This is a genomic window from Streptomyces sp. NBC_00075 (assembly GCF_045041225.1).
In the GTDB taxonomy this organism is placed as follows: domain Bacteria; phylum Actinomycetota; class Actinomycetes; order Streptomycetales; family Streptomycetaceae; genus Streptomyces; species Streptomyces adonidis.
Map to the genome: position 1 here is coordinate 5,123,923 of NZ_CP108243.1, position 22,900 is coordinate 5,146,822.

A 22,900-nucleotide genomic window follows, 5' to 3' on the forward strand; every position below is an offset into this window, starting at 1 on the left:
CCGACCTGACCCCGCCCCCGGCGCCGAAGGGAACGAGCTCGTGACCAGGACCAGGACCAGTACCAGTACCGTCGTCCTCAGCAGAGCCCTGCTCAAGCTCAAGACCGTCCGACCGAAGGCGCGGCTCGTCGAGCCGGTACTCGTCGAGCCGGCCTCGACCCGGGCGGGGGCCGTCGCGGCGCACAGCGCCGAACTGCGCCGTATCGAACGGGACCTGCACGACGGCACCCAGGCCCGGCTGGTCTCGCTGTCCCTGCGGATCGGCCTCGCGCAACGTGCGTACGACCGTGATCCACAGGTCGCGCACCGGCTGCTGGAGGACGCACAGGAGCAGGCCCAGGAGGCACTGGCGGAACTGCGGCACATCGTGCGCGGCATCCACCCGCCGATCCTCACCGACCGGGGGCTGGTCGGCGCGGTACGTGCGCTCGCCGCGAGCAGCGGACTCGACGTCACGATGCGCGTGGACGGCCTGGAGGACAGGCCGGGGGCCGGGCCGCGGGTGCCGGCGGCGGTCGAGGCGGCGGCGTACTACGTCGTGGCCGAGACCCTGGCGCTCGCCGCCGGACGCGGAACCCGACGGGCCTCGGTCCGGCTCGCGCGGCTGGGTGCCCGGTTGAGGGTCGTCGTACGGGACGAGGGGAGGGGAGCTACGGAGGAGACCGACGGCCCATGTCTGCTGGGAGTCCGCCGCAGGGTCGCCGCGCTGGCCGGGACGGTGACGGTGAGCGGCCCCGCCGGGGGCCCGACCGTGATCGAGGTGGAGCTGCCGTGCGTGTGGTGAGTTGAGCCGGGGAGACGTCAGCCGTGCAGTGAGCGGTACGCCGCTGCCGCACCGGGGTGCAGGGGGATGCCGCCCGTGCCGATCAGGCTGCCGACGTCGAGGAACTGGGTGCCGACGGCGTTGTCGGGGACGAGGGCGGTGGCGCGGAGGACCAGCAGGCGGGTCAGCGCGTCTGCGACGGTGCGGGGCAGGTCGGGGCGGCACACCAGCAGGTTGGACACGCCGATGGTGGCGACTCCGCCCGCTGTCCGGTACGCGCTCTGCGGCAACGACACCTCCTCCAGACCGGAGCCGGCCAGGCCGTCGCGGCCACCGAGCCCGGGCAGCAGACCGGCCAGCGGCAGGAACCGCAGGCCGGGGCGTTCGTCGAGGCCGGAGAGGACCGGCAGGGGCACACCGCCCGCGACCAGCAGGGCATCGACCGACCCCGCCCGCATCGCGTCGGCCGCGTCGGCCAGCGGGAGATGCCGTACGGGGACGTCTGCGCCGGGGGCAAGGCCCGCGGCGTGCAGGATCCGTTCGCCGAGCACGGCCGCGCCGGATCCGACCGCGCCGAGCGAGACGGTACGCCCGGCCAGGTCGGACACCGCACGCACGGGCGAGTCGGCGCGGACGACGAACTGTAGGTAGGTCTCATACACCCGGCCGATCGCCCGCAGGGGCACCGGGCGCGGGAAGAGGGCGGTGCCCTGGGCCGCCCGCGCGGTGTCGGTGAGGACCAGGGCGAGATCGGCGCGACGGTCGCGCAGCAGCTCGATGTTGGCGACGCTGCCCGCAGTGGTGCGGACGCGGCAGCGCAGGCGGGGGTACGCCGTTTCGACCTCCGCCGCGAGGAGGCGGCCGAACGCCTCGTAGAACGCCGTGGGTTCCCCGGTCGCGAACCGCAGAACACCACTCGGGCCGGGACGCTGCCGTGAGACGTCGCCGGTCAGCGCGCCGCCGAGCACGGCTACGGCTGCCGCGCCGAGGCCGGCGTGGAGGAGGGTACGGCGGTCGACGGGGCGGGGGTGGGGACGGGCACGGGTCATCGCGCACCACCGTGCGGGTTCCCCGGGACGGTGGCCCCGGGGAGGCCCGGGCCGAAGTCGGTGCCTCTGCCGCTGCCGGGACCGGAAGCGCCCCACCCGACCCCCGACCGACAAGCCCCGGAGCCGCCGTTCACCACACACCCCCGACGGTCACCACACGCGGTACGACCGACCAGGCCGAAGCCGGTGCCCGTGCCCGTGCCCGTGCCCGAACCGGCAACACCCCGCCCCACCCCCGACCGACAAGCCCCGACGCGCCCGTTCACCACGCACCCCCGTCGCTGCAACCGGCGCCACCACCGCCACCGCGGACGCCGTCCACCCCGTCGGACATCGCCCGCGGCACAACCGCCCTCGCCCGCAACCCCCGTGGCTTCGCCGCCCCCAGTTCCAGTCGGCCGCCCCGCCCTGCCAGCAGCTGTTCGGCGATGGCCAGGCCCAGCCCCGTGCCCGCTGTGCCTTCGTGCCGTTGGCGGCCCGCGCGCCAGAATCTCGTGGTGGCCAGGGCGAGTTCCTCCGTGCCGAGGCCGGGGCCGTCGTCCGTCACCGTGAGGACTGTGACCGGGCCCTCCGTCGTACAGCTCAGGGTGATCTCGGCACCCGGCCCCGCGTACTTGATCGCGTTGTCCAGCAGGATGTCCGTGATCTGGGCGAGTTCGCGGTCCGTGCAGGCCGCCGGGGACGGGGACGGGGCCGTCTGAAGGGTCAGGTGGGCTCCGGCGCCGTGGGCTACCGGCTCCCACAGGCCGTACTGGGCCCGCGCCACCGCCGCCGCGTCGCAGCTCGCGTCCGAGTCGTCGGTCACCGTCAGTTCGCCCGCCCGGTGTTCGGCGGTGGCGAGGGCCAGCATGTCGTCGAGGAGGGTTTCCAGGCGGTCCAGCTCGGTGGTGACCCCCGTGTACGTGCGGTCGGCGGACGCGGGGAGGTGGGTGTGCAGGGCGTCTACGCGCAGGCGTAGTGCCGCCATGGGGTTGCGCATCTGGTGGGACGTGTCGGCTACCAGCCTGCGCTGCTGCTCCAGGGCCGCCGTGACCGTACGGGCCATGCGGTTGAAGCCGGTCGCGAGCTGGCGCAGTTCGGGCGGGCCGCCGGCCCGGGTCTGTTCCGGCGGGAGACCGGCCGCGAGCTGCCCGACCGCCCGGTCGAGGCGGCGCAGTGGACTGACCACCCATCCTGTCGCCGCCCGGGCCAGGACCGTACAGGCGACGGCGACCAGGGCCGTACCGGCGAGGACGAGTGCCCAGCGGCGGGTGATGTCGTCCGCCGCGGTGCCCACCGAGGCCCGCAGGACGACCGCCCCGGAGACCCGGGTGCCCGTGCCGGCCGGCTCGGCGAACATCCGGGACCCGCGTGACCAGGGACGCAGCGCGCCCCCGGGATGCTCGGCCTGGTTGCGCAGCGCCGCGTCGAGCAGCCGGGCCACGGCGGGATCGGCGGCCCGCATACCGCCGGTCTGGACGACCGGGCTGCGGTGGGTGTCGATGACGACGAGGGGTTCGCCGTACAGCTGGGTGTAGCGCCGCGCCTCGGCGACGACGGCCGATGTGTCGCCGGTCGCCGCGGCCTGGTCCATGAGGGACGCGAAGCGGTCGAGGTCGGCGCTGCGGGCGAGGACCAGCTGCTGGGTGCGGTCGGACGCGGTGAACAGCAGCAGCGGTACGGCGAACGCGGCCACCGCGATCACTACGAAGAGCAGTAGCGCGGCCTGGACCCGGGTGCGCACGCCTCGCCTCTCAGCTTCCGTCGTCCCCGAAGCGGTAGCCGAAGCCCCGGATCGTGGTGAGCAGCTCGGGGCGGCGCAGCTTGGCGCGCATCTGGGTGAGGTGGACGTCCAGGGAGCGGGACACGGTGTGGGAGGCGTCGCCCCACACCTCGTCGAGCAGCTGCTCGCGGCTGACCGCGGTGCCCGCGCGTCCGGCCAGCACGGCGAGGATGGCGAACTCCTTGGCGGTCAGCTCGACCTCCGCCCCGCCGACCCGGACCCGGCGTGCGTCGAGGTCCACCTCCACGTCGCCGGCGCGGACCGTCCGTACGGCGGAAGCACTCTTGGCCGCGCGCCGTCTGGTGACTGCGTCGATGCGGGCCAGCAGCTCGGCGAGACGTACCGGCTTGACGAGGTAGTCGTCGGCGCCGAGCCGCAGCCCGCGTACGACCGAGCGCTCGTCGCCGCGCGCGGTGAGGACCACGACCGACATGTCGCTCACGGCCCGCAGGGTGCGCAGCACGTCGAGACCGTCGGTGTCGGGCAGGCCCAGGTCGAGAAGGAGCAGGTCGGAGCTGCGGTGGTAGGTCAGTACGTCCCTGCCGTAGCGGACGCGTCTGGTGACGTGACCGTGGTCGTACAGGACCTCGACGAGCGCCGAGGCCACGCCGTCGTCGTCCTCGGCCAGCAGAATCTGCACCCTGTCCACCTCCTCCTCGGCCACGGTTCGCAGCCGAATGTAGACCACACCGGCCGCGCGCCCGCCGGAGTGTTAAGGGGAGGTTAGTTCTGCGTTCGGTCCTCTCCCCCGCGGGTGCGGGGCGGGGTCAGGCTGCACGGCACCCAGCACAGCCTGAGAAGGACGCCGTAATGATCATTGACTGTCACGGTCACTACACGACCGCCCCGCCCTCCCTGGAGGCCTGGCGGAACCGGCAGATCGCCTCCCTCACCGACCCCTCGGCCACCCCCACCCGCACCGATCTGCGCATCGGCGACGACGAACTGCGCGAGACCATCGAGCCGAACCAGCTGCGGCTGATGGACGAACGCGGCATCGACGTGACGGTCTTCTCGCCCCGCGCGTCGTTCATGGCGCACCACATCGGGGACTTCGAGACCTCGGCCGCCTGGGCGGCCATCTGCAACGAACTCTGCTTCCGGGTGAGCGAGTTGTACCCGCAGCGCTTCGCACCCGCAGCGATGCTCCCGCAGTCGCCCGGCGTCGACCCCGCCACCTGTATCCCCGAACTCACCCGCTGCGTCGAGGAGTTCGGCGCCGTGGCGGTGAACCTGAACCCCGACCCCTCGGGCGGCCACTGGACCGCGCCGCCGCTCACCGACCGTTCGTGGTACCCGCTGTACGAGAAGATGGTGGAGTACGACATCCCGGCGATGGTCCACGTCAGTACGAGCGTCAACCCCGCCTTCCACACCACCGGCGCGCACTATCTCAACGCCGACACCACGGCGTTCATGCAGCTGGTCCAGGGCGATCTGTTCGCCGACTTCCCGACCCTGCGCTTCGTCATCCCGCACGGCGGCGGTGCGGTGCCGTACCACTGGGGCCGGTTCCGGGGGCTCGCGATGGCGCTCGGGAAGCCTCCGCTGGAGCAACACGTCCTGGGAAACGTCTACTTCGACACCTGTGTCTACCACCAGCCCGGCTCGGACCTCCTGTACGAGGTCGTCCCGGCCCGCAACATCCTCTTCGCCTCGGAGATGATCGGCGCCGTACGAGACATCGACCCTTGCACGGGCCACCACTTCGACGACACGCGCCGCTACGCCGAGGCGGCGAAGCTCCCCCCGGACGACCTGGCGGCGATCCAGGAGCACAACGCCCGCGCGGTGTACCCCCGCCTGGACGCGCTGCTGAAGCGCCAGGGCCGGTGAGCCGCATGAGCACGCTTGCTCCGAAGAGCCCCAACTGGCTGGACTGGTACGAGAATCCGTCGAAGCCGACTTTCCAGCTGCCGCCCGGGACCGTCGACGCGCACTGTCATGTCTTCGGCCCGCAGGCCGAGTTCCCCTTCGCGCCGGAACGGAAGTACACCCCCTGCGACGGCGGGAAGGACCAACTGTTCACGCTCCGCGACCACTTGGGCGTCGCCCGGAACGTCATCGTGCAGGCCACCTGCCACGGCGCGGACAACAGCGCCATGGTCGACGCCGTCCGGGCGGCCGACGGCAGGGCACGCGGCATCGCGACCGTCCGCCCGGACATCACCGAGGGCGAGCTGCTCGCACTCGACGCGGCGGGCGTACGCGGGGTGCGGTTCAACTTCGTACGGCGGCTGGTCGACGCCTCGCCCGAGGACGACCTGCGCACGATCGCGAGGAAGGTCGCCCCGCTGGGCTGGCACGTCGTCCTGTACTTCGAGAGCGTCGACCTGCCCGAACTGGAGGGCTTCTTCGGGGAGTTGCCCGTTCCGCTGGTGGTGGACCACATGGGCCGACCGGACGTGACCCAGCCGGTGGACGGGCCGCAGTTCACCCGGTTCCTGCGCTTCGTCGACGCCAACGACGTGTGGGTGAAGGTGAGTTGCCCCGAGCGCCTCAGCGTGACCGGGCCCCCGGCCCTGGACGGCGAACGGCACGCCTACACCGACGTCGTCCCCTTCGCCCGCCGCGTCGTCGAGGAGTTCCCCGACCGCGTCCTGTGGGGCACCGACTGGCCCCACCCCAACCTGACCACCCACATGCCGGACGACGGCCTCCTCGTCGATCATCTGCCGCACATCGCGGTCACCGACGAGCAGCGGCACAAGCTCCTGGTCGCCAACCCGATGGGCCTGTACTGGCCCGGCGAGGACTTCTGACATGACAACCTCCGACACGACACCTTCTGACGCGACACCTTCTGGCACGGGTCACGCGAACGCGCTGAACCGGCTGGACCGGCTTCCGGTCTCCCGGTTCCACAAGGTCACCCTGCTCGCCGTCGCGTTCGCCTATTTCTTCGAGTTCGCGGACATCAACAGCTTCGCCACCACCGCCCCGAAACTGATCAAGCTGTGGGGCATCACGGTCGACCAGATCGCCTACGTCACCTCGCTCTCGTTCGTCGGCATGTTCGTCGGGGCGATCGTCGCCGGGTCCATCTCCGACCGTTGGGGCCGCAAGCGGGCCCTGCTCTGGACGACGCTGTTCTTCGGCGTCTTCTCGTTCGCGGCGGCCTTCTCCTGGGACCTCGTGTCCCTCGGCGTGTTCCGCGTCCTGACCTCGGCGGGGCTGTCGGCGATGACCGTCGTGGGCGTCGTCTACATCAACGAGATGTACCCGTCGGCGATCCGCGGCAAGTTCCAGGCGTACGCCATCGTCATCGGCATCTGCGGCACGCCCGTCACCAACCTCATCGCCAGCGCGGTCGTCCCGCTCAACGACTGGTCGTGGCGGCTGGTCTACGTCTGGGGCTCGCTGGGCATCCTGCTCGTCCTGTTCACCCGGCACCTCAAGGAGTCACCGCGCTGGCTGGAGAGCAGGGGCGAGCACGCCAAGGCGGACGCGGTCCTGAGGGAGATCGAGGCGAGCGTCGCCGCGGAGCACGGCCCCCTCGCCGACCCCGCGCCCCCGGTCCCCGAGACCCCGTCGGCGAAGGCGCCGCTCCGCCTGCTCCTCCAGAAGAAGTACCTGTACCCCACCCTCCTCCTCACGGTCCTGTGGATGACACAGACCATCGGCTTCTTCGGCTACTCCAGCTGGGCGCCCACCCTGCTGGCCAAGGAGGGCTTCAGCGTCGAGAAGTCCGTCTTCTACGTCGCCCTGACCACGGTCGGCGCACCGCTCGGCTGCTATCTGGCGTCCCTGGTCACCGACCGGTTCGAACGCAAGTGGTGCCTGGTCGCGTTCGGCACGGTGATCGCGGGCTGCGGCCTGCTGTACGGGCTCACCTTCAACCCGGCCCTCATCATCGTGTTCGGCTTCCTGGTGAACCTCTTCGAACGCGGCTACACGGCCCTCGCCTACGCCTACTCCCCCGAGCTGTTCGACACCCGCAGCCGCTCCCTGGGCACGAGCGTCTCGTACGGCCTGGGCCGCCTGTCGAACGCCGCCGGCCCCCTGATCGTCGCGGCGCTCTACAACGGCCACGGCTACCAGAGCGTCTTCTACTTCATCGCCGGCACGTGGCTGGTCGGCGCGATCGTCCTGGCCGTCTTCGGCACCCGCACCCGCTCGACCCGCCTCGCCGAGACGGAACGGCAACGGGTGGGGGTCCCTGCCTGAGGCGGGGACCCCGGTCCGAGTCAATGGCGAGACGGAGCCGCTCTCCGAGAACAGGGAATCACGCGGCCGGCGTCTCGCCTGTCTCGTCCGTGACCCCCACATCCAACAGCGCCTCGTCGGTCGAGCCCAGGAAGGCGAGGGAGTTCCGGTCGAAGACCCAGACCGTACGGTCGTCGCGTTCCCCGTAACTCAGGCCGATGCCGGGGCGGCCGGGGAGCCGGGCGAGCGCGGCGCTGTGCCGGCGGGCGGCGCGGCGCGTGTTGCGCAGGACGTTGGTGGCGATGCCGTACAGCCAGGGGCGCAGTCCGTCGGCGTCGGACGCGTCGGCGTCGGGGGGCCGCCTCGGCCTCGGGTCTCAGTTTCTCCCTGAGCCGCCAGGCTTCCAGGAAGGTCAGGGACACCACGTCCTCCGCGGTGCCCCGGTCCGCCGACAGACGGGCGGCATGTCCGTAGACGGCCCGGGCATGCGCGCCGAACAGTTCGGCGAAGGCTGCCGGATCGCCGGCGCGTATCCGGTCACGCAGGGAAAGTTCCACAACCAGCCCTGTCCGCTTGGCAGTTGCCGTCTCTGTGGCGACGATCACACGGGGGGGCGGCCACGGTCGACAGCGGTGCGCGTTCGGTTCCCTCCCACCCGCTCCATGGTGAGACCCCAGGTCGATGACCTGGGGTCTCGGTTGGCATCTGGGCCGATTCGTCGGGGTTGGACCGCCGACCGCTACGACGCCAGGCCGAGGTTGTCCCGGTTGACGGCCTTGGCCTGGGTCTGGTCGGTGAGGACCGGGGTGGTGGCCGGGGCCGGCGTACGGCGGAGGAAGACGAACGTGATGGCTGCGGTGGCGGACAGGATCGCCACGCCGGTCAGGACGCCCGTGCGGAGGCCGTCCAGGAAGCCGGCCTGCTTGCTGACCAGTCCGCCGAGCAGGGCGATGGCGAAGCAACTGCCCACCTGGCGGCAGGTGTTGAGGACGGCCGCCGAGGTCGCGGCGATCTCGGACGGTACGCCGCCCAGCAGGGTGGACGTCAGGGGCGGTACGGCGAGCCCGGCGCCGAAGCCGAGGGGAAGCAGGAGGAGTGCGGTGAGCCAGGCGGGGGTCGAGCCGTCGACCAGGAGCATGAGGCCCGCGCCGAGGGCCATCAGCAGCTGGCCCCAGACCAGGAGTACCCGGGCGCCGAACCTGGCTTCCAGCTTCATCACCACGATGTTGCCCAGCGGGTCGACGGCGCACATGGGGAGGAAGACGGCTCCGGCCAGTACCGGGCTGTAGCCGTTCACCTGCTGGAAGTAGAGGCCGAGCGCGAACACCATCCCGTAGAAGACCGCGTTGACGGCGAATCCGGCGGCGATGGTCACCAGGGCGGGGCGGCTGCGCAGGATCTTCGGGGGGACCATCGGCTGGGCGCGGCGGGCCTGGAGGGTGAAGAAGACACCGAAGGCCAGCGCGGAGAGGAGCAGCAACTGCGGTACGGGGTACGTGAATCCGGCGTGGCCCATGGTGATGACCGCCTGCGTGACGCTGACCAGGGCGAGCAGGAACGTCAGCTGGCTGGGGATGTCGATCGGGGCGGGGCGGCGGGGCGAGCGGGCGATACGGGCGAGGAGGGCCAGGCCAAGGAGGCCGATCGGGACGTTGAGGAGGAAGATCATCCGCCAGCCGGTGGCGGAGGTCACGGCCCCTCCGATGACCGGACCCAGGGCGATGGCGACACCGCCCACCGCCGTCCAGATCGCGATGGCACGTGCTCGTTCCGCCTGGTCCTCGTACGCCTGACGGATCAGGGCGAGGGAGGTGGGCAGCATCAGCGCCGCCGCCAGGCCCTGTGCCATCCGGGCGGCGATCAGCGCGTTCAGGTCCGGTGCCAGGAAGCAGACGGCGGAGGCGACGCTGAACCCGGCGAGTCCGATGGCGTACACGCGCTTGGCGCCGAGGCGGTCGGAGAACACTCCCGCGGACAGCATGAACGCGGCGAACGTGAGGGTGTAGCCGTCGATCACCCACTGGAGGCCCGACATACCGCCGCCGATGTCCTTCGAGATGGCCGGCAGCGACACGTTGATGGCGGAGCCGTCGAGCGAGATCAGGAAGAAGCTGACCAGGGCCGAGTACAGGACGAAGCGCTTGGACGAGCCGGCGGGGGCGCTGCTTGACGCGGACGTGGCCTTGGACCGGCCGGTCGTGGCGGGGCGCCTGGGCATGACGAGAGACATGAGGGCATCCGTAAGGGGTCGCGCGGCCTCAAGGGCCGGGTGGCAGTGGGGTTCTGGCGTCAAGGGCGGGGCGGAGTGGCAGCGCGGTGCTGCGGATGCCCTTGGGATGAGGGACGAGAAAGGTGTGCGGTGTCGGGTTCTGTGTCGGCGGGGTCGGTCAGGCCGGTTCCCCCGCCGCGTTCAGGAAGACGCGCGGGACCCGTGGGCCGATCCTGGTGACGATCTCGTACGCGATGGAGCCTGTCGCGTCGGCCCAGTCCTGGGCGGTGGGCTCGCCGTGGTCGCCCGGTCCGAAGAGCAGTGCCCGGGAGCCGGGCGGCACGGTGTCGCCGCCCAGGTCGACCGCGAACTGGTCCATGGCGATCCGCCCGGCGACCCGCCGCCAAGCGGTCTCGCCCTCGATCAGCAGCGGTCCCCGGCCGGAGGCGTGGCGCGGGATGCCGTCGGCGTATCCGACGGGCACGAGGCCCAGGGTGGTCCTGTGGGTGGTCGTGTAGGTGTGGCCGTAGCCGACGCCGTGTCCGTCGGGCACTTCCTTGACCTGTGCCAGCGACGCGGACAGCGTCATCACCGGCCGTAGTCCGAAGTCCTCGGGCCGGCCGAGTCCGGGGCTGGGCGGGATTCCGTACAGGGCGATGCCCGTTCGTACGAGATCGAAGTGTGTTCGAGGGAGGGTGAGCGCTGCCGCGGAGTTGGCGATGTGGCGGACCTCCGGCTCGACGCCGGCCTTCTCGGCGTACGTGGTCATCTCGTGGAAGAGGTCGAGTTGTGCGTCGATCGAGGGGTGTCCGGGCTCGTCGGCGCACGCGAAGTGCGACCACAGGCCGGTGACGGTCAGCTCGCCCGCGTCCTGGCGGGCGAGTGCCATGTCGACCAGTTCGGCCCAGTCGGCGGGCTGGCAGCCGCTGCGGCCGAGTCCGGTGTCGGCCTTCAGCTGCACCCGTGCGGGGCGGCCCGCCGCACGGGCGGCGGCTCCTGCCTCGGCGAGCGCCCAGAGGTCGCTGACGGATACGTCGATCGCGGCCTCGACGCATGCCTGCCAGGGGTCGCCCGGTGTCCACAGCCAGCACATGAGGGGGCCGTCGATGCCCGCTGCACGCAGGGCCAGCGCTTCGTGCGGGGTGGCCGTGCCCAGCCATCGCGCACCGGCCGTACGGGCGGCGCGAGCGCACTCGACCATGCCGTGGCCGTATGCGTCGGCCTTCACCACGGCCATGAGTCCGGCGCCGCCGGGCGCGACCCGCGCGCTCAGGGCGCGCACGTTCGAGCGCAGCGCGGCGAGGTCGATCTCGGCGCGTGCTCTCACCTGGGGTGCGTGGCGCATGAGGCGGCTCTCCTGACTCGGGTTCACGTGGTGGCGGCTGGCAGGGAAGGGCAAGGGCGAGCGGGAGGTCAAATGCCCGGCGGTCGTGGTCAGTTGACCAGGACGAAGTCGTTCCGGTTCAGCTTGCGGGGCTGTGCGGCGATCATCAGGACGGGGACACGCGCACCCCGGTCGCCGGTCCCCGTACCCCTGTTGCCGCGTACGGCGGTCGTGGCGGTCGGGCGGACGGCGGTGGAAGCAGTGTGGTTGGCCATGATCGGTTCTCCCTGGGTGCGGCGGGGGCCGGTCCCGACGACCGGCGATGTCGCCAATCATTACGGGCCGTTCGCGGCGGACGACAGCCGAGCGGGCTGGTCGGAACAGGCCTGTCCGCAAGCGTCCACGGGGCCCGCGCGCGGTGCCGCGGTTGTCACCTTGCTGCCAGGCCGGTTGGTGCCGGCCTTCTCGCCTTCCGCACTCCCACCTGCCGGTACAGACTTGATTCCGGAAGACGGAGCCGCCCGGCCTCCCCGAATTGAGCGAATGGATCTGCCATGCGTGTCACGACCCGAACCCTGGTCTCCCTGGTCCTGTCGGCCGCGGTGCTCTTCGGCCTCGCGTCCGCCGTGATGGAGACGTCGGGGGGCGGCGGTGACCGCACGGTCGGCGCCGAGGCCGGCACGAGCAGCGTCATCTGGGACTGAGGGGAAGAAGGGGGATGAAGTGATCTGTGCGTACACGTACTTGAGACGGCACGACGGTCTGCCGCCGGGGGTGGGGGAATCCCAGATCGTCCAGGACGCCGTCTGGGTGCATTCGCGGCCGGAGGACGGACTTCAGCACATCAGGGTGCGGGACGACGGCGCCGGTCTGGCGCTGCATCTGTTCCTCCGGGGGACGGACGCGGGCGAGGTGTCCTCGCGGCTGGAACGTCTCCTGAGGGGGCTGCGGATCGTCCCGGCGCTTCAGGCGTACCAACGTCTGAGCGCTCCGATGGAAGTGCCGTGACAGGTCGTCGGTCACCTGCGGCATCGTTGTGGCTGGTCGCGCCCACGCGGCGGAGCCGCAAACAGACACAGCCCCGCGCCCCTTTGGGGCGCTGCCCGCTGAGCCGTGGCATACCGGCTCAGCGGGCTGGATCCGGGGGTGGGGGCTCTACAGCCACCCCCGTCTGGCGGCGTTGATTCCCGCCTCGAAGCGGCTGGACGCGCCGAGGCGCTCCATCAGTGCCGCCATCTGGCGGCGCACCGTTCTCATGGAGACGCCCAGGCGTCGCGATGCGGCCTCGTCGGTGATGCCGCTCGCGAGGAGCCGGAGGATCTCCCGCTCCGTCGGGGTCAGGCTGCCCGCGTCCGACGTCCCGTCCGCCCCGAGGGGTACGGCCATCTCCCACGCCTGCTCGAACATCGCCACGAGGTTCCTCACCACGGCGGGATCCTCGGTACGCAGGGCCCCGGCCCGGGTGTCGGACGGCTTGAGCGGGATCATGGCGATGCGGCCGTCGAAGACCAGCAACCGCGGTGGCAGGAGCGGCGCCGTACGGACCTGGCCCTCGTGCTCGGTCAGCCATTTCGCGTGCTCGATGGTCGCGGCGTCGTTGCGGGCGCTGTCCTGGTAGAGCGTCCGCATCTGCACGCCCCGTGCGAGGACCTCCGCGTCGAGGGGGCGGGCCGCGGCCAGCGCCGCCGCGGACTGGGCGCCGCCCGGGACGACGGAGCGGAGATCCGAGCGCAGGCCCCGGGCCAGGACCTCGAGTTCGTTCTGGATGGCGTCGAGGCCGGTGATACGGACCGACCGGTGCTCGTCGCCGCTCTCCACCCGGCCCGGCCGCTCGAACTCCGCGAGGACCTGTGCGGCCTTGGCCTTGCTGTCCGCCAACTTCCGCTGCTTGCGGTGGAGTTCCTCTTCCTCCTGCTGGAGAGCCCGCTCCAGGGCCACCCTCGGGTCGACGACCCTGAACATGCCGGGGGTCGCCCTCGACGGTTCCAGCAGTGCGCTGTCGGCCAACGCGTCCAGTGCGTCCGCGACTTCACCCACGGTGAGCCGGAGCATGCCGCTCAGCTCGGCCACGTCGGCCGCGGGGTTGCCGAGCATGGCTCGGTAGACAGCGGAAGCCGTCGTGTCGAGACCTATGACATCGGACAGTGACACAGTTCGTCCTCCTGTTGCCTGTTGCGTGGTCAGCCCCAGGTCGCCTTGAGCTTGGCGGAGTAACCGTTCGTGTAGCCCGCCGCGTTGGGGTGGAAGACCTCGGCCGTCCCCTTGCTCAGGTCGTTGATCCACGAGTCGGAGCCGCACGCGCCGTGGCCGGTGAACGTCGCCCGCATGTCGAGGAAGTAGACCGGCTCCTTGACGGACGCGGCCTTGGTGCCCTCGGCCAGGGCGTCGGCCAGGCCGTTCATGGCGGTGCGCTTGGCGGAGCTGAGATCGATCACGGGGCACGTGCCGGTGTCGGCGAGCGTCTTCGGGTAGCCGAGGACCAGGATCAGGGCCTTCGGCGCACGGGTCTTGATGTCCTTGTAGAGGCCGGCCAGCTCCGTCACCAGCTGGTTCCTGGCGTAGTACGACATCCAGCCGGTGGCCGTCCGGCAGTAGCTGTCGCTCTCGGTGAGGCAGGCCTTGACCACCGAGGCGAACTGGGCGTCGTTGCCGCCGACCGTGAGGGTGACGAAGCTGGTCGTCGAACTCAGGGCGGACAGCTGGTTGTTGCGCACATCCGCGATGGTCGCGCCGCTGCAGGTGACGTCCTTCAGCGTGTACTCGGGGTTCGCGGCCGCCCACTGGTGCGGGTAGTTGAGCGTGCTCCGCTTGCAGTCGCCGCTCGCGGTGTCGTACGAACCGGCGCCGACGCCGGATGCGTACGAATCACCCAGGGCCACATATTCAGGGGCCGACGCCGCCTGGGCGGAAGTTCCGGACATTGTCGCGGCACCGGCGAACGCCAGCATCGCACCGAAGACAACCGACTTGAATTTACGCATGAGTTCCCTCTGATTGCAGATCGCGGATCCGAAGGTAACCGCGGCCTGTTGCTCGGGAATTGTCGGTTTGTTGTCGGGAATTGACTTCCTTTCAAGAAAGCCGGCGCGTGGCGATGTCGTAGCCTGTTCGCCATGTTGCGCCGCATACAGGCACTGCCGTGGATCCACACGGCGTACGACATCGCCATCGTGGTCCTGATGGTCTGGCTGGCTCTGCGCTACGAGGACGCGAACGACTGGTTCATCGGCGTGGCGATGGCCCTGGCACTGGCGTTCCGCCGGCGTCGGCCGATGGCGGTGATGGGCCTGGTCTCGGGGCTCGGGCTGATCCAGTACGCGCTGGCGTCCGTCCCGGCGTCGTACGACCTGGCGCTGATCGTCGCGATGGTGTCGGTGGTCACCCACTCCCCGCGGATGTGGCAGCACTTCACCGCGGGCGGGATCGTCCTGCTGGGTTCGGCGATGGCCTTGGGCGCCCACGAGGCCCTCATCGACATGATCGCCCTCGAGGGTGTCTGCGCGGCCGTGTGGCTGACCGCCACGGCCATGCGGACCCGTCGGCTGTACGCGGAGAGCCTGGAGGCCCGGGCCGCCACCGCCGAACGGGAACGTGAGCACCTGGTGCGGATCGCGGCCGCCGAGGAGCGCGCGGAGATCGCCCGGGAGCTGCACGACGTGGTGGCCCACAGTCTGGCGGTGATGACCCTGCAGGCGGACGGCGCCAGGTACGTCCTCAAGTCGGATCCGGACAAGGCGGGTTCGGCACTGAAGGCGATCGGCGACACCGGGCGCGACGCGCTGGAGGACATGCACCGGATCGTGCGGGTGCTGCGGACCGGCCGGACCTCCGCGCAGTCCGCGCAGGACACCGACCCCGGCTCCGTGCGCCGTCGGGTATCGCTGGACGACCTGGAGACGGTGGCCGAGCGGGCCGAGGCCGCGGGGCTGAAGGTGGACCTGATGGTCGAGGGTGAGCGGGGCGGGCTGTCGACGGCGGACGAGCTGACCGTGCTGCGGATCGTCCAGGAGAGCCTGACCAACGTGCTGCGGCACGCCGGTCCCGGTGCGCGGGTCGAGATCACCCTGCGCTTCGACCGGGACGTCGTACGGATCGGCGTGGTCGACGACGGGGCCGGCCGGCTGGCCGACCCCGGGGCGGCGGCGGAGCGGGTCAGCGGTGGGAACGGGCTGGTGGGCATGCGCGAGCGGGTGGAGGTGTCCGGCGGCCGTTTCACCGCCGGGCCGCGCCTGGGCGCGGGGTGGCAGGTCGACGCGGAGATTCCGGTGAGGACGAGCGCATGAGTGGCAAGGGCGTGAGTGACGAAGGTGTGGGTGACGGGGGCGTGGGTGACGAGGGTATGAGTGACCGGGGCGTGGATGGCATGAGCGTGGATGGCATGGGCGTGGATGGCATGAGCAGGCCCATCCGGGTCGTCGTGGTGGACGACCAGCCGCTGATCCGGGCGGGGTTCGCGATGGTGCTGGCCGCGCAGAGCGACATCGAGGTCGTGGGGGAGGCCGAGAACGGCGCGGACGCCCTCGCGTTGCTGGCCCGCACCAGGGCCGACGTGGTCATCATGGACATCCGGATGCCCGTCATGGACGGGGTCGAGGCGACTCGACGGATCGGCCAACTCTCCTACACACCGAGGGTGTTGGTGCTCACCACCTTCGACACCGACGAGGACGCCTTCGCCGCGCTCCAGGCCGGGGCGAGCGGCTTCCTGCTGAAGAACACCCCGCCAGAGGAGGTCGTCTCGGCGATCCGTGTCGTGGCGGCCGGCGAGTCCGTCGTCGCCCCGCGCGTCACCCGCCAGCTCCTGGACCGGTTCGCGGGGAAACTGGCGCCCGAGGCCCGCCACGACGCGCGGCTGGACCTGCTGACCGCGCGGGAGCGAGAGGTTCTCGGTCTGGTCGGCGAGGGGCTGTCCAACAGCGAGATCGCCGCCCGTCTGTTCATCGCGGAGGCGACCGTGAAGACGCACTTCGGCAAGATCCTGACCAAGCTGGAGCTGCGCGACCGGGTGCAGGCCGTCATCTTCGCCTTCGACTCGGGGCTTGTCAGCCCACAGTCGTAGGCCCGCCCTCTAACCGCGGTTGCAGATACGGGGCGTAGGGATCGGGTTCCGGTCCGATGTGCCGCGCCGCCCGGCCTTCGAGAATCGATCCGTACCGAATGACGAAAGCGTCGGACGGAAATCGGACGGAATTCCTCGGAGGTCATCATGACTGCTCTCGCACGCCCGCGGCACAACAGGGCAATTCTTTTCGGCGTCGTCGCCATGCTCTTTCTCACGGGGGCCGGGGTCGCGGGCGCCTCTTGGTGGAAGAGCGAGCGCGACCGGCCGAGCCAGGCGTCCAGGACCGACTGCCGGCTGGCGCAGGAACTCGTCGACTCCGCGCGGGAGATCCCCAGTGGCGGGGCGGCCGTGGAGAAGTGGGTGACGAGCGAGCGGCAGCTCAGGGCGCAGCTGGATGACGGGTACCTCGGCGCCAGCATCTCGGTCTACAGCGGGTGGGCGGCCCAGAACGCGAAGGGGGAGGGCACGCCCCCGGCGAAGGAGAGGTTGCAGGAGTTGGCGGACGACGCCAACAGCCACTGCTCGAATGCGAAGGTCACGATCCAATTCCCTCCGATCGCCTCCTGAGTACGACGGGACGGAGGGAAGGGAATTCAGCTCATGAACATGCCGGAACACATCGCCGCGGCCGTGGACCTGGTCAAGGTCTACCGTCAGGGCGAGGCCCAGGTCAGGGCTCTGGACGGAGTGACCGTCGGGTTCGCTCCCGCGCGGTTCACAGCGATCGTGGGCCCGTCGGGCTCGGGCAAGTCGACGCTGATGCACTGCCTGGCCGGGCTCGACTCGGCGACCTCGGGCCAAGTGGTCCTGGGCGACACGGAGTTGACCGGTCTGTCCGACCGGCAGCTGACCCGCGTACGACGGGACAAGGTCGGTTTCGTCTTCCAGTCGTTCAACCTGCTGCCCCAGCTGACGGCCCTGGAGAACATCGTGCTGCCCGTCACCCTGTCCGGCCGGCACCTGGACAGCGACCTGCTCGACCACCTCGTCGGGGTGCTCGGCATCGGCGACCGGATGACCCACCGACCCGGTGAACTCTCCGGCGGCCAGCAGCAACGCGTGGCACTGGCCCGGGCCCTGCTGGCCCGACCCGTCGTCCTCTTCGCCGACGAGCCCACCGGCAACCTGGACTCCCGCTCCGGCGCGGAGGTCCTCGACCTCCTGCGCCGCTCTGTACGCGACCTCGGCCAAACCGTGGTCATGGTGACCCACGACCAGCAGGCCGCCGCCCACGCCGACCGCATACTCGTCCTCGCGGACGGACGCGTGGTCGAGGACGTCGATGCGACGCGGGGGCCGGGGATGCGGGGGATGGCGGGGACGCCGGGCACGACGGGAGCCGCGGACACCGCAGGAGCCGCCGGAGTCGCAGGAGCCGCCGGAACTACAGATGCTGCATGCCTCGCCGGAACCGCGGGCTTCGCCAGAACCGCTGGCACTGCGGGCAGCGCGGGCAGCGCGGGCAGCGCGGGCAGCGCGGGCAGCGCGGGCAGCGCGGGCAGCGCGGGCAGCGCGGGCAGCGCGGGCAGCGCGGGCAGCGCCGGAACCGCGGGTTTCGCCAGAACCGCTGGCACTGCGGGCAGCACAGGCAGCGCAGGCAGCGCGGGCAGCGCCGGAACCGCGGGTTTCGCCAGAACCGCTGGCACTGGGGGCAGCACAGGCAGCGCAGGCAGCGCCGGAACCGCCGGAACCACAAACACCGTGGGCGCCGCCCCAACCGCGCGCCCCGCAGGGAGGACCCGGTGAGCGTCTCCTGGCGTGCGAGCGTTCTCGGCTCGCAGCTTGCCGAACTGCTGCGTCGGCCAGGGCGGTTGCTGACGACCGGGCTGTCCGTGCTGGTGGCCGCCTTCGTGGTGTTCGGCGCGGTCATGGCGCAGGAGATCGCCACCAACACCGCCCTCGACCGTTTCCGTGGCACCCCCGAGACCGTGAGCCTGGTCGCGATCGCCGGTGACTCGAACATCAGCGGTGCCGCGCTCGAGCGGATCCGCGCGCTGCCCGGTGTCGCCGAGGCCGTCGGCCGGGTCGACTCCGGCGCGCCGCTCGCCGGCCCGTCCGAGCGCTGGCTGGAGCTCCGCGCCGACCCCGGCACCGGACCGCTGTCCCTGGTCCGGCTCGTCGAGGGCAGCTACCCCGACCGGGCCGGCCGGATCGCGGTCAACCGGCGGGCCGCCGAGGAGCTGGGCCTCGCCCCCGGCTCCCGCACGACCTTGGTGATCCCTGATCCCGAGGACGCGGAGAGAACCGTCAAGGTCGCCGTCATCGTCACTGGCGTCGTGAAGAGCACCACCACCGCCGAGCAGCGGTCCAGCGGTTACACCACCGACGCGTACGTCGGGCGGCTCGCGGATCTGCCGGGCTATCAGCACGTCGACATCCGCGCCGAGGACGGTGCCCCGGCGGGTGAGCTGTCCGCACGCGTGCGCGACGTGCTCGGTGGCGGCGCGTCGCTCAAGGCCGGTGCGGCCGTACGGGCCCAGGAGGAGCGCGAGGCCGTGGGCGGGGACCTGCGTGAGGTGTTCCTGCTTCTCTCCGTGTTCCTCGCCGTGGCGGTGGGGGCGGCCGCTCTGGTCGCCACCTCGTCCTTTCGTATCGTCTTCGCCCAGCGGCTGCGGCAGTTGGCGCTCCTGCGCGCCATCGGTGCCTCGCGGCACCGGCTGGTGACCGCGCTCGCCGTCGAGGGCGCCCTGGTGGGCGGGATCGCGGGCTCGCTCGGGGTGGCGGCTGCCCTGGGTGCCGGGCACCTGGCCCCCGTGGTGGCCCGCAGCGCCGGACGGGAACTGTCGGCGCCGGGTCTCCCCGTGACGTACGCCGTGCTCGTGGTCTTGGGAACCATGCTGGTGACGGTCGGCGCGGTCCTCGCCCCCGCACTGTCGGCGGCCCGTGTGTCCCCGCTCCAGGCGCTGCGCGCGGCGGGCGGTGGCGCGAGCGAACGCCGTGTCGAGGCCTCCCGCCTCGTCACCGGAGCCCTCCTCGCCGCCGCGGCCACGGCACTCGCGGCACTGCGCGGCAGTGACCGCGACCTCGCCATGATGACCACGGTCGCGTCCGCCGCCCTCGCCTTCCTGGCGCTGATCGCCCTCGGCCCCCTCCTGGTCCGCCCCGTCCTGACGGTCGCCGGATGGCCGCTGCGCCGGCTCGGCACCACCGGCAGGCTGGCCGTCAGCGGTGTCGGAGGCATGCCCCGCCGTGCCGCCGCCGTCTCCGTCGTCGTCGCCCTCGGTGCCGCCCTGGTCTCCGGCGCCCTCGTCTGCGTCGCCTGTCTGGGCGGCTACATGGAACGCACCGACGCCGTCGACGCCCCCGCCGACTTCCGGGTCGCGGCCGGCGACAAGGGCCTGGACGCCACCGTCGTACGGCAGTTCGCCGCAGCGCCCGAACTCACCCATGTCACCGGCTACCGCACCGTCCAAGTCACGGCGGGATCCCGGGAGTTCGAGGTGACGGACCTGGACCCCGGCGCCCTCCCCAAGGCCGAGTCCATCGACACCGCCACCGGCTCCCTCGACGAACTCGGCCCGGACCACGCGGTCGTCTCGGCCGACGTGGCCGACCTCCTGGGCGTACGGGCGGGCGACACCCTCACCCTCGCCTCCCGGCGCGGCGACATCCGGCTGACCGTCGCCGCCACACTGCCCGGCAAGGGGCCGGGCCTCGCGGACGTACTCGTCGCACCTGCCGATCTCGACCGGATGGGCGCCGCCGAGAACGCGAGCGGCATCTACGCCGACGCCGCCACGGACGGTCTCGTCGCCCGCGGCAAGGCGCAGCGGGCCCTGGAGAGCACGATCCGCGCGCAGGTCGCCGACCCGGACGACGTCGGCATCAGCGTCCTGGCGGAGAGCCGGGACAGCAGCCAGGACACGGTCCGCACGATGGGCACGGTCTCTCTCGGGCTCGTCGCCCTGACCGTCCTCATGGCCGTCGTCGGTGTCACCGCGACCACCAGCCTGACCGCGATCGAACGCACCCGTGAGTTCGGGCTGCTGCGCGCCCTGGGACTGAGCGGCGGCGCACTGCGCCGGACCATCACCCTGGAGGCGGGCCTGTACGGGGTCCTCGGCGGCGTCCTCGGGCTGGCGCTCGGCATCCCCTACGCCCGGCTCCTCATCAGCACAGCCGTCACCGACGCGCCGCTGCGACTACCGGGCGCACAACTGCTACTGGTCTTCGCGGGGTTGGCGGTACTCACCGCGCTCGCCGGTCTGCTGCCCGCCCGCCGCGCCACCCGTATCACGCCGATGACCGCGCTGGGAGACACCGAATGAACCAGGACCGCCGCGAACCGCACGCGGACGGCAGCGGAGCGACACCCCCTCGGCCGGCCGCTCCGGGACCCGCGGTGTCGGCGGCGAGCACCGGCGGCGGTAGCGGTAGCGGGGCGGCCGGGACCGGACCGGGCGCCCTGGACCGCTCTCCCCTTTCCTCTCTTTCTCCCCTTCGCCGTGCGGCCCGCATGCCCCAGGACGTGTCCGGCCCGTCGGACCTGCCTCACGCGCACCCGACGCGGTTCTGCGTGCTCGGTCCCGTCGAGGTGCTGCACGGTGACGTCTGCCTCGAAGTGGGGCCCCCGCAGCGGCGGTTGCTGCTCGTCCGGCTGCTCATCGAGGACGGCCGCCCCGTCTCGCAGGACACCCTCCTGCGCGATCTGTGGCCCACGGACCGGCCGACGGGTGCCGCCTCCTCCGTACGCGCCCACATCAGCAGGCTGCGCGCGGTACTCGACCCCGTACGGCAGGGCCGCTCCACCATGCTGGTCAGCGGCCCGACCGGCTACGCCCTGAAGGTGCCCCGCGAAGCCCGCGACACAACCCTGTTCGAGGAGTCCGTGAGCAGGGCCCGCGAGGCCCTGCGGAACCGTCAACTCCCCGCCGCCCGGCAGGAGATCGACACGGCGCTCGGGCTGTGGCGCGGCGAGGCCCTCGCCGAGGCCTGCGAGCACGCCTTCGCGATGCGCGAGCGCACCCGGCTCGACGGCGCCCTCCAGGACGCCAGGGAACTCCGGGCCACGATCCTCGTCCAGCAGGGCGAGACGGAACAGGCGATCGACGTCGCCGACAGTCTCGTACGCAGGGACCCGCATCGGGAGACGTCCTGGGCCCTGCTGATGCGCGCGCTCTACGCGGCGGGGCGGCCGGTCGAGGCGCTGCGGCAGTACGAGCGGTTCCGCACCAGGCTGGCCACGGAGCTGGGCCTGGACCCCAGCCCCCAGCTGAGGGACCTGCACACCGCGATCCTGCGACACGACGTCGACGTACTCGGCACACCTTCGTCCGGCTCCACGTCCGGTTCCACGTCCGGCTCCTCGTCCGGTACGACGCTGTCCCCAGGGTCCGGCTTCGCCACCGCGTGCGTACGCCCCGAGCCGGAACCCTTCGTGGGCCGGGACGAGGAGATGACGCGACTGGCGGCCCTGCTGGCGGCGGCTTCCGCGAACCGCCCCCAGTGGGCCGTGGTGGGCGGGGAGCAGGGAACCGGCAAGACCCGGCTGGCGGAGGAGCTGGCCGCCCGGGCCGTGGCGGCCGGGTTCACCGTCGCCCGCACCAGGGCCGGCCAGGCGCTCAGCGGGAACCGCGGGATCTCCCGCACCTGCCCCACCGTCCAACTCCTGGACGCGCTACGGCAGGACGGCACCGACTCCGGCCAGGACGACGTCGCGCGCCAGGACCCGCTCGGCACGGTCGTCCGGGAACTCACCCAAGCCCCCACCCTGTGTGTCGTCGACGACCTCGACCAGGCCCCGCAGGGCTTCCACCGCCTCCTGAGGCGCCTCGCGAAGGTGCTGCGGGAGGCCCCGGTCGTCTTCGTGTGCACCCTGCGCGACCCCGACGCCCCCGTGTCCAGCCTGCTGCTCGCCGACCTGGCCCGGCTCGGCGCGACCTGGCTCACCCTGGACCCGCTGACCCCCGACGACGTGGCCGAACTGCTCGCGGCGCACGGCGAGAAGGGCGTCCCGCCGGAGGAGGCGGCGGCGCTGCACCGGCGTGCGGAGGGGCACCCGTTCGCCCTGGCCGAGCTGCTCAGGCTTCCGCCGGCGCGGCGCACCGGTCCCAGGGCACAGGTGCCGGCCGCGGTACGCAACATCCTGCACGCCAGACTGGTCGAACTGCCCGACGGGACCCGGACGATGCTCGCCTTCGCCGCCGCCGACGGTGACTGGCTGGACGTCGGCCTGCTCGCCGCCGTCCAGGGCCTGGCCCCGGACGGGTTGCTGCGGCTGATCGACGCCGCCGTCACCGCCCGCGTCCTGGTCTGGGACGCGGATCCCGGCACGAGCGGCACCGGCCGCTACCGCCTGCCCGAGCTGGCCCGCGACGTGGTCCTGAGCACCCAGACGCCGTCCGCCCGACAGCTCCGGCACGCCGTACTCGCCCGCGAACTGGCGTCCCGGCCCGACACCGACCCGGCCCGCCTGGCCCGGCACCTGCGCGGGGCCGGCCCGACGGCTCCGGGAGCGTGCCCGGCCCGCAAGGACGACCCCGCCTCGGGACACTGACACTCTCGCCTTCTCTCCGGGGTGCGACTGCGCTCGCAGGCGCCCCTCTGTCCACGGTCGCAGACGGGCGGGGCGCGGGGGCTGTCGTG

At 71.9% G+C, this 22,900-nt stretch carries 18 protein-coding genes and 3 pseudogenes; 12 read left to right on the top strand and 9 right to left on the bottom strand.

Annotated features, from left to right (window positions below):
* Nucleotides 1-79: 79 nt before the first annotated feature.
* Nucleotides 80-784 (top strand): annotated as a pseudogene (locus OG787_RS22240) (sensor histidine kinase); the annotation flags it as partial.
* A 17-nt stretch (nt 785-801) separates the two neighbouring features.
* Here the strand turns inward: OG787_RS22240 and OG787_RS22245 are convergent.
* The 3 genes from OG787_RS22245 to OG787_RS22255 form a co-directional block, all read right to left on the bottom strand.
* Nucleotides 802-1,812, bottom strand: a complete 1,011-nt coding sequence (locus OG787_RS22245; protein ID WP_369030291.1) for a TAXI family TRAP transporter solute-binding subunit — start codon at nt 1,810-1,812, stop codon at nt 802-804.
* 262 nt (nt 1,813-2,074) lie between these two features.
* On the bottom strand, nt 2,075-3,535 hold the full coding sequence (locus OG787_RS22250) for a sensor histidine kinase (protein WP_405536163.1): 1,461 nt from the start codon (nt 3,533-3,535) through the stop codon (nt 2,075-2,077).
* Between the two features lie 10 nt (nt 3,536-3,545).
* The gene (locus OG787_RS22255) at nt 3,546-4,214 is read right to left on the bottom strand and encodes a response regulator transcription factor (RefSeq protein WP_405540553.1); all 669 of its coding nucleotides are present in this window, start codon (nt 4,212-4,214) and stop codon (nt 3,546-3,548) included.
* 170 nt (nt 4,215-4,384) lie between these two features.
* Here OG787_RS22255 and OG787_RS22260 point away from each other — a divergent pair, with 170 nt between their 5' ends.
* The 3 genes from OG787_RS22260 to OG787_RS22270 are packed head-to-tail and all read left to right on the top strand — an operon-like array spanning nt 4,385 to nt 7,741.
* A complete protein-coding gene (locus OG787_RS22260; RefSeq protein WP_405536164.1) occupies nt 4,385-5,410 on the top strand; it encodes an amidohydrolase family protein in 1,026 nt (341 codons plus the stop codon).
* A 5-nt stretch (nt 5,411-5,415) separates the two neighbouring features.
* Nucleotides 5,416-6,336 (top strand): amidohydrolase family protein, encoded by a 921-nt coding sequence (locus tag OG787_RS22265; RefSeq protein WP_405536165.1) that lies wholly within the window; start codon nt 5,416-5,418, stop codon nt 6,334-6,336.
* Nucleotide 6,337: 1 nt separating this feature from the next.
* Nucleotides 6,338-7,741: an MFS transporter gene (locus OG787_RS22270; protein ID WP_405536166.1), complete on the top strand. Its 1,404-nt coding sequence runs from the start codon at nt 6,338-6,340 to the stop codon at nt 7,739-7,741.
* 211 nt (nt 7,742-7,952) lie between these two features.
* On the opposite strand, the pseudogene OG787_RS22275 reads toward OG787_RS22270, so the two are convergent.
* The 4 genes and pseudogenes from OG787_RS22275 to OG787_RS22290 all read right to left on the bottom strand — a co-directional run.
* Nucleotides 7,953-8,277: pseudogene (locus OG787_RS22275) on the bottom strand (RNA polymerase sigma factor); the annotation flags it as partial.
* Between the two features lie 182 nt (nt 8,278-8,459).
* Nucleotides 8,460-9,950, bottom strand: a complete 1,491-nt coding sequence (locus tag OG787_RS22280; RefSeq protein WP_405536167.1) for an MFS transporter — start codon at nt 9,948-9,950, stop codon at nt 8,460-8,462.
* Between the two features lie 157 nt (nt 9,951-10,107).
* Nucleotides 10,108-11,274, bottom strand: a complete 1,167-nt coding sequence (alr, locus tag OG787_RS22285; protein WP_369030284.1) for an alanine racemase — start codon at nt 11,272-11,274, stop codon at nt 10,108-10,110.
* An 89-nt stretch (nt 11,275-11,363) separates the two neighbouring features.
* Complete coding sequence (locus OG787_RS22290) at nt 11,364-11,528, bottom strand: hypothetical protein (RefSeq protein WP_369030283.1); 165 nt, start codon at nt 11,526-11,528, stop codon at nt 11,364-11,366.
* A 279-nt stretch (nt 11,529-11,807) separates the two neighbouring features.
* Here OG787_RS22290 and OG787_RS22295 point away from each other — a divergent pair, with 279 nt between their 5' ends.
* Both OG787_RS22295 and OG787_RS22300 read left to right on the top strand, forming a co-directional pair.
* Nucleotides 11,808-11,957, top strand: a complete 150-nt coding sequence (locus tag OG787_RS22295) for a hypothetical protein (RefSeq protein ID WP_405536168.1) — start codon at nt 11,808-11,810, stop codon at nt 11,955-11,957.
* Nucleotides 11,958-11,976: 19 nt separating this feature from the next.
* On the top strand, nt 11,977-12,261 hold the full coding sequence (locus tag OG787_RS22300; protein ID WP_369030281.1) for a hypothetical protein: 285 nt from the start codon (nt 11,977-11,979) through the stop codon (nt 12,259-12,261).
* Nucleotides 12,262-12,408: 147 nt separating this feature from the next.
* On the opposite strand, the gene OG787_RS22305 is transcribed toward OG787_RS22300, so the two are convergent.
* Both OG787_RS22305 and OG787_RS22310 read right to left on the bottom strand, forming a co-directional pair.
* Nucleotides 12,409-13,404 (bottom strand): DUF6879 family protein, encoded by a 996-nt coding sequence (locus OG787_RS22305; protein WP_369030280.1) that lies wholly within the window; start codon nt 13,402-13,404, stop codon nt 12,409-12,411.
* Nucleotides 13,405-13,433: 29 nt separating this feature from the next.
* A complete protein-coding gene (locus OG787_RS22310; RefSeq protein WP_405536169.1) occupies nt 13,434-14,234 on the bottom strand; it encodes an SGNH/GDSL hydrolase family protein in 801 nt (266 codons plus the stop codon).
* A 132-nt stretch (nt 14,235-14,366) separates the two neighbouring features.
* On the opposite strand from OG787_RS22310, the gene OG787_RS22315 reads away from it, so the two are divergent.
* The 6 genes and pseudogenes from OG787_RS22315 to OG787_RS22340 all read left to right on the top strand — a co-directional run bounded on the left by OG787_RS22315 (nt 14,367) and on the right by OG787_RS22340 (nt 22,811).
* The gene (locus OG787_RS22315; protein ID WP_405536170.1) at nt 14,367-15,536 is read left to right on the top strand and encodes a sensor histidine kinase; all 1,170 of its coding nucleotides are present in this window, start codon (nt 14,367-14,369) and stop codon (nt 15,534-15,536) included.
* A gap of 110 nt (nt 15,537-15,646) precedes the next feature.
* On the top strand, nt 15,647-16,312 hold the full coding sequence (locus OG787_RS22320) for a response regulator (protein WP_369030277.1): 666 nt from the start codon (nt 15,647-15,649) through the stop codon (nt 16,310-16,312).
* A gap of 147 nt (nt 16,313-16,459) precedes the next feature.
* Nucleotides 16,460-16,882, top strand: a complete 423-nt coding sequence (locus tag OG787_RS22325; protein ID WP_369030276.1) for a hypothetical protein — start codon at nt 16,460-16,462, stop codon at nt 16,880-16,882.
* Nucleotides 16,883-16,915: 33 nt separating this feature from the next.
* Nucleotides 16,916-17,599: pseudogene (locus OG787_RS22330) on the top strand (ABC transporter ATP-binding protein); the annotation flags it as partial.
* 458 nt (nt 17,600-18,057) lie between these two features.
* On the top strand, nt 18,058-20,583 hold the full coding sequence (locus tag OG787_RS22335; RefSeq protein WP_405536171.1) for an FtsX-like permease family protein: 2,526 nt from the start codon (nt 18,058-18,060) through the stop codon (nt 20,581-20,583).
* A complete protein-coding gene (locus OG787_RS22340; RefSeq protein WP_405536172.1) occupies nt 20,580-22,811 on the top strand; it encodes a BTAD domain-containing putative transcriptional regulator in 2,232 nt (743 codons plus the stop codon). The genes OG787_RS22335 and OG787_RS22340 overlap by 4 nt, the downstream gene beginning before the upstream one ends.
* The last annotated feature ends 89 nt before the right edge of the window (nt 22,812-22,900 follow it).

Coding starts and splice junctions, on each gene's coding strand:
- OG787_RS22245 (WP_369030291.1), bottom strand. CDS start 1,812: ATGACCCGTGCCCGTCCCCACCCCCGCCCCGTCGACCGCCGTACCCTC.
- OG787_RS22260 (WP_405536164.1), top strand. CDS start 4,385: ATGATCATTGACTGTCACGGTCACTACACGACCGCCCCGCCCTCCCTG.
- OG787_RS22265 (WP_405536165.1), top strand. CDS start 5,416: ATGAGCACGCTTGCTCCGAAGAGCCCCAACTGGCTGGACTGGTACGAG.
- OG787_RS22270 (WP_405536166.1), top strand. CDS start 6,338: ATGACAACCTCCGACACGACACCTTCTGACGCGACACCTTCTGGCACG.
- OG787_RS22280 (WP_405536167.1), bottom strand. CDS start 9,950: ATGTCTCTCGTCATGCCCAGGCGCCCCGCCACGACCGGCCGGTCCAAG.
- alr (WP_369030284.1), bottom strand. CDS start 11,274: ATGCGCCACGCACCCCAGGTGAGAGCACGCGCCGAGATCGACCTCGCC.
- OG787_RS22290 (WP_369030283.1), bottom strand. CDS start 11,528: ATGGCCAACCACACTGCTTCCACCGCCGTCCGCCCGACCGCCACGACC.
- OG787_RS22295 (WP_405536168.1), top strand. CDS start 11,808: ATGCGTGTCACGACCCGAACCCTGGTCTCCCTGGTCCTGTCGGCCGCG.
- OG787_RS22310 (WP_405536169.1), bottom strand. CDS start 14,234: ATGCGTAAATTCAAGTCGGTTGTCTTCGGTGCGATGCTGGCGTTCGCC.
- OG787_RS22315 (WP_405536170.1), top strand. CDS start 14,367: ATGTTGCGCCGCATACAGGCACTGCCGTGGATCCACACGGCGTACGAC.
- OG787_RS22320 (WP_369030277.1), top strand. CDS start 15,647: ATGAGCAGGCCCATCCGGGTCGTCGTGGTGGACGACCAGCCGCTGATC.
- OG787_RS22325 (WP_369030276.1), top strand. CDS start 16,460: ATGACTGCTCTCGCACGCCCGCGGCACAACAGGGCAATTCTTTTCGGC.
- OG787_RS22340 (WP_405536172.1), top strand. CDS start 20,580: ATGAACCAGGACCGCCGCGAACCGCACGCGGACGGCAGCGGAGCGACA.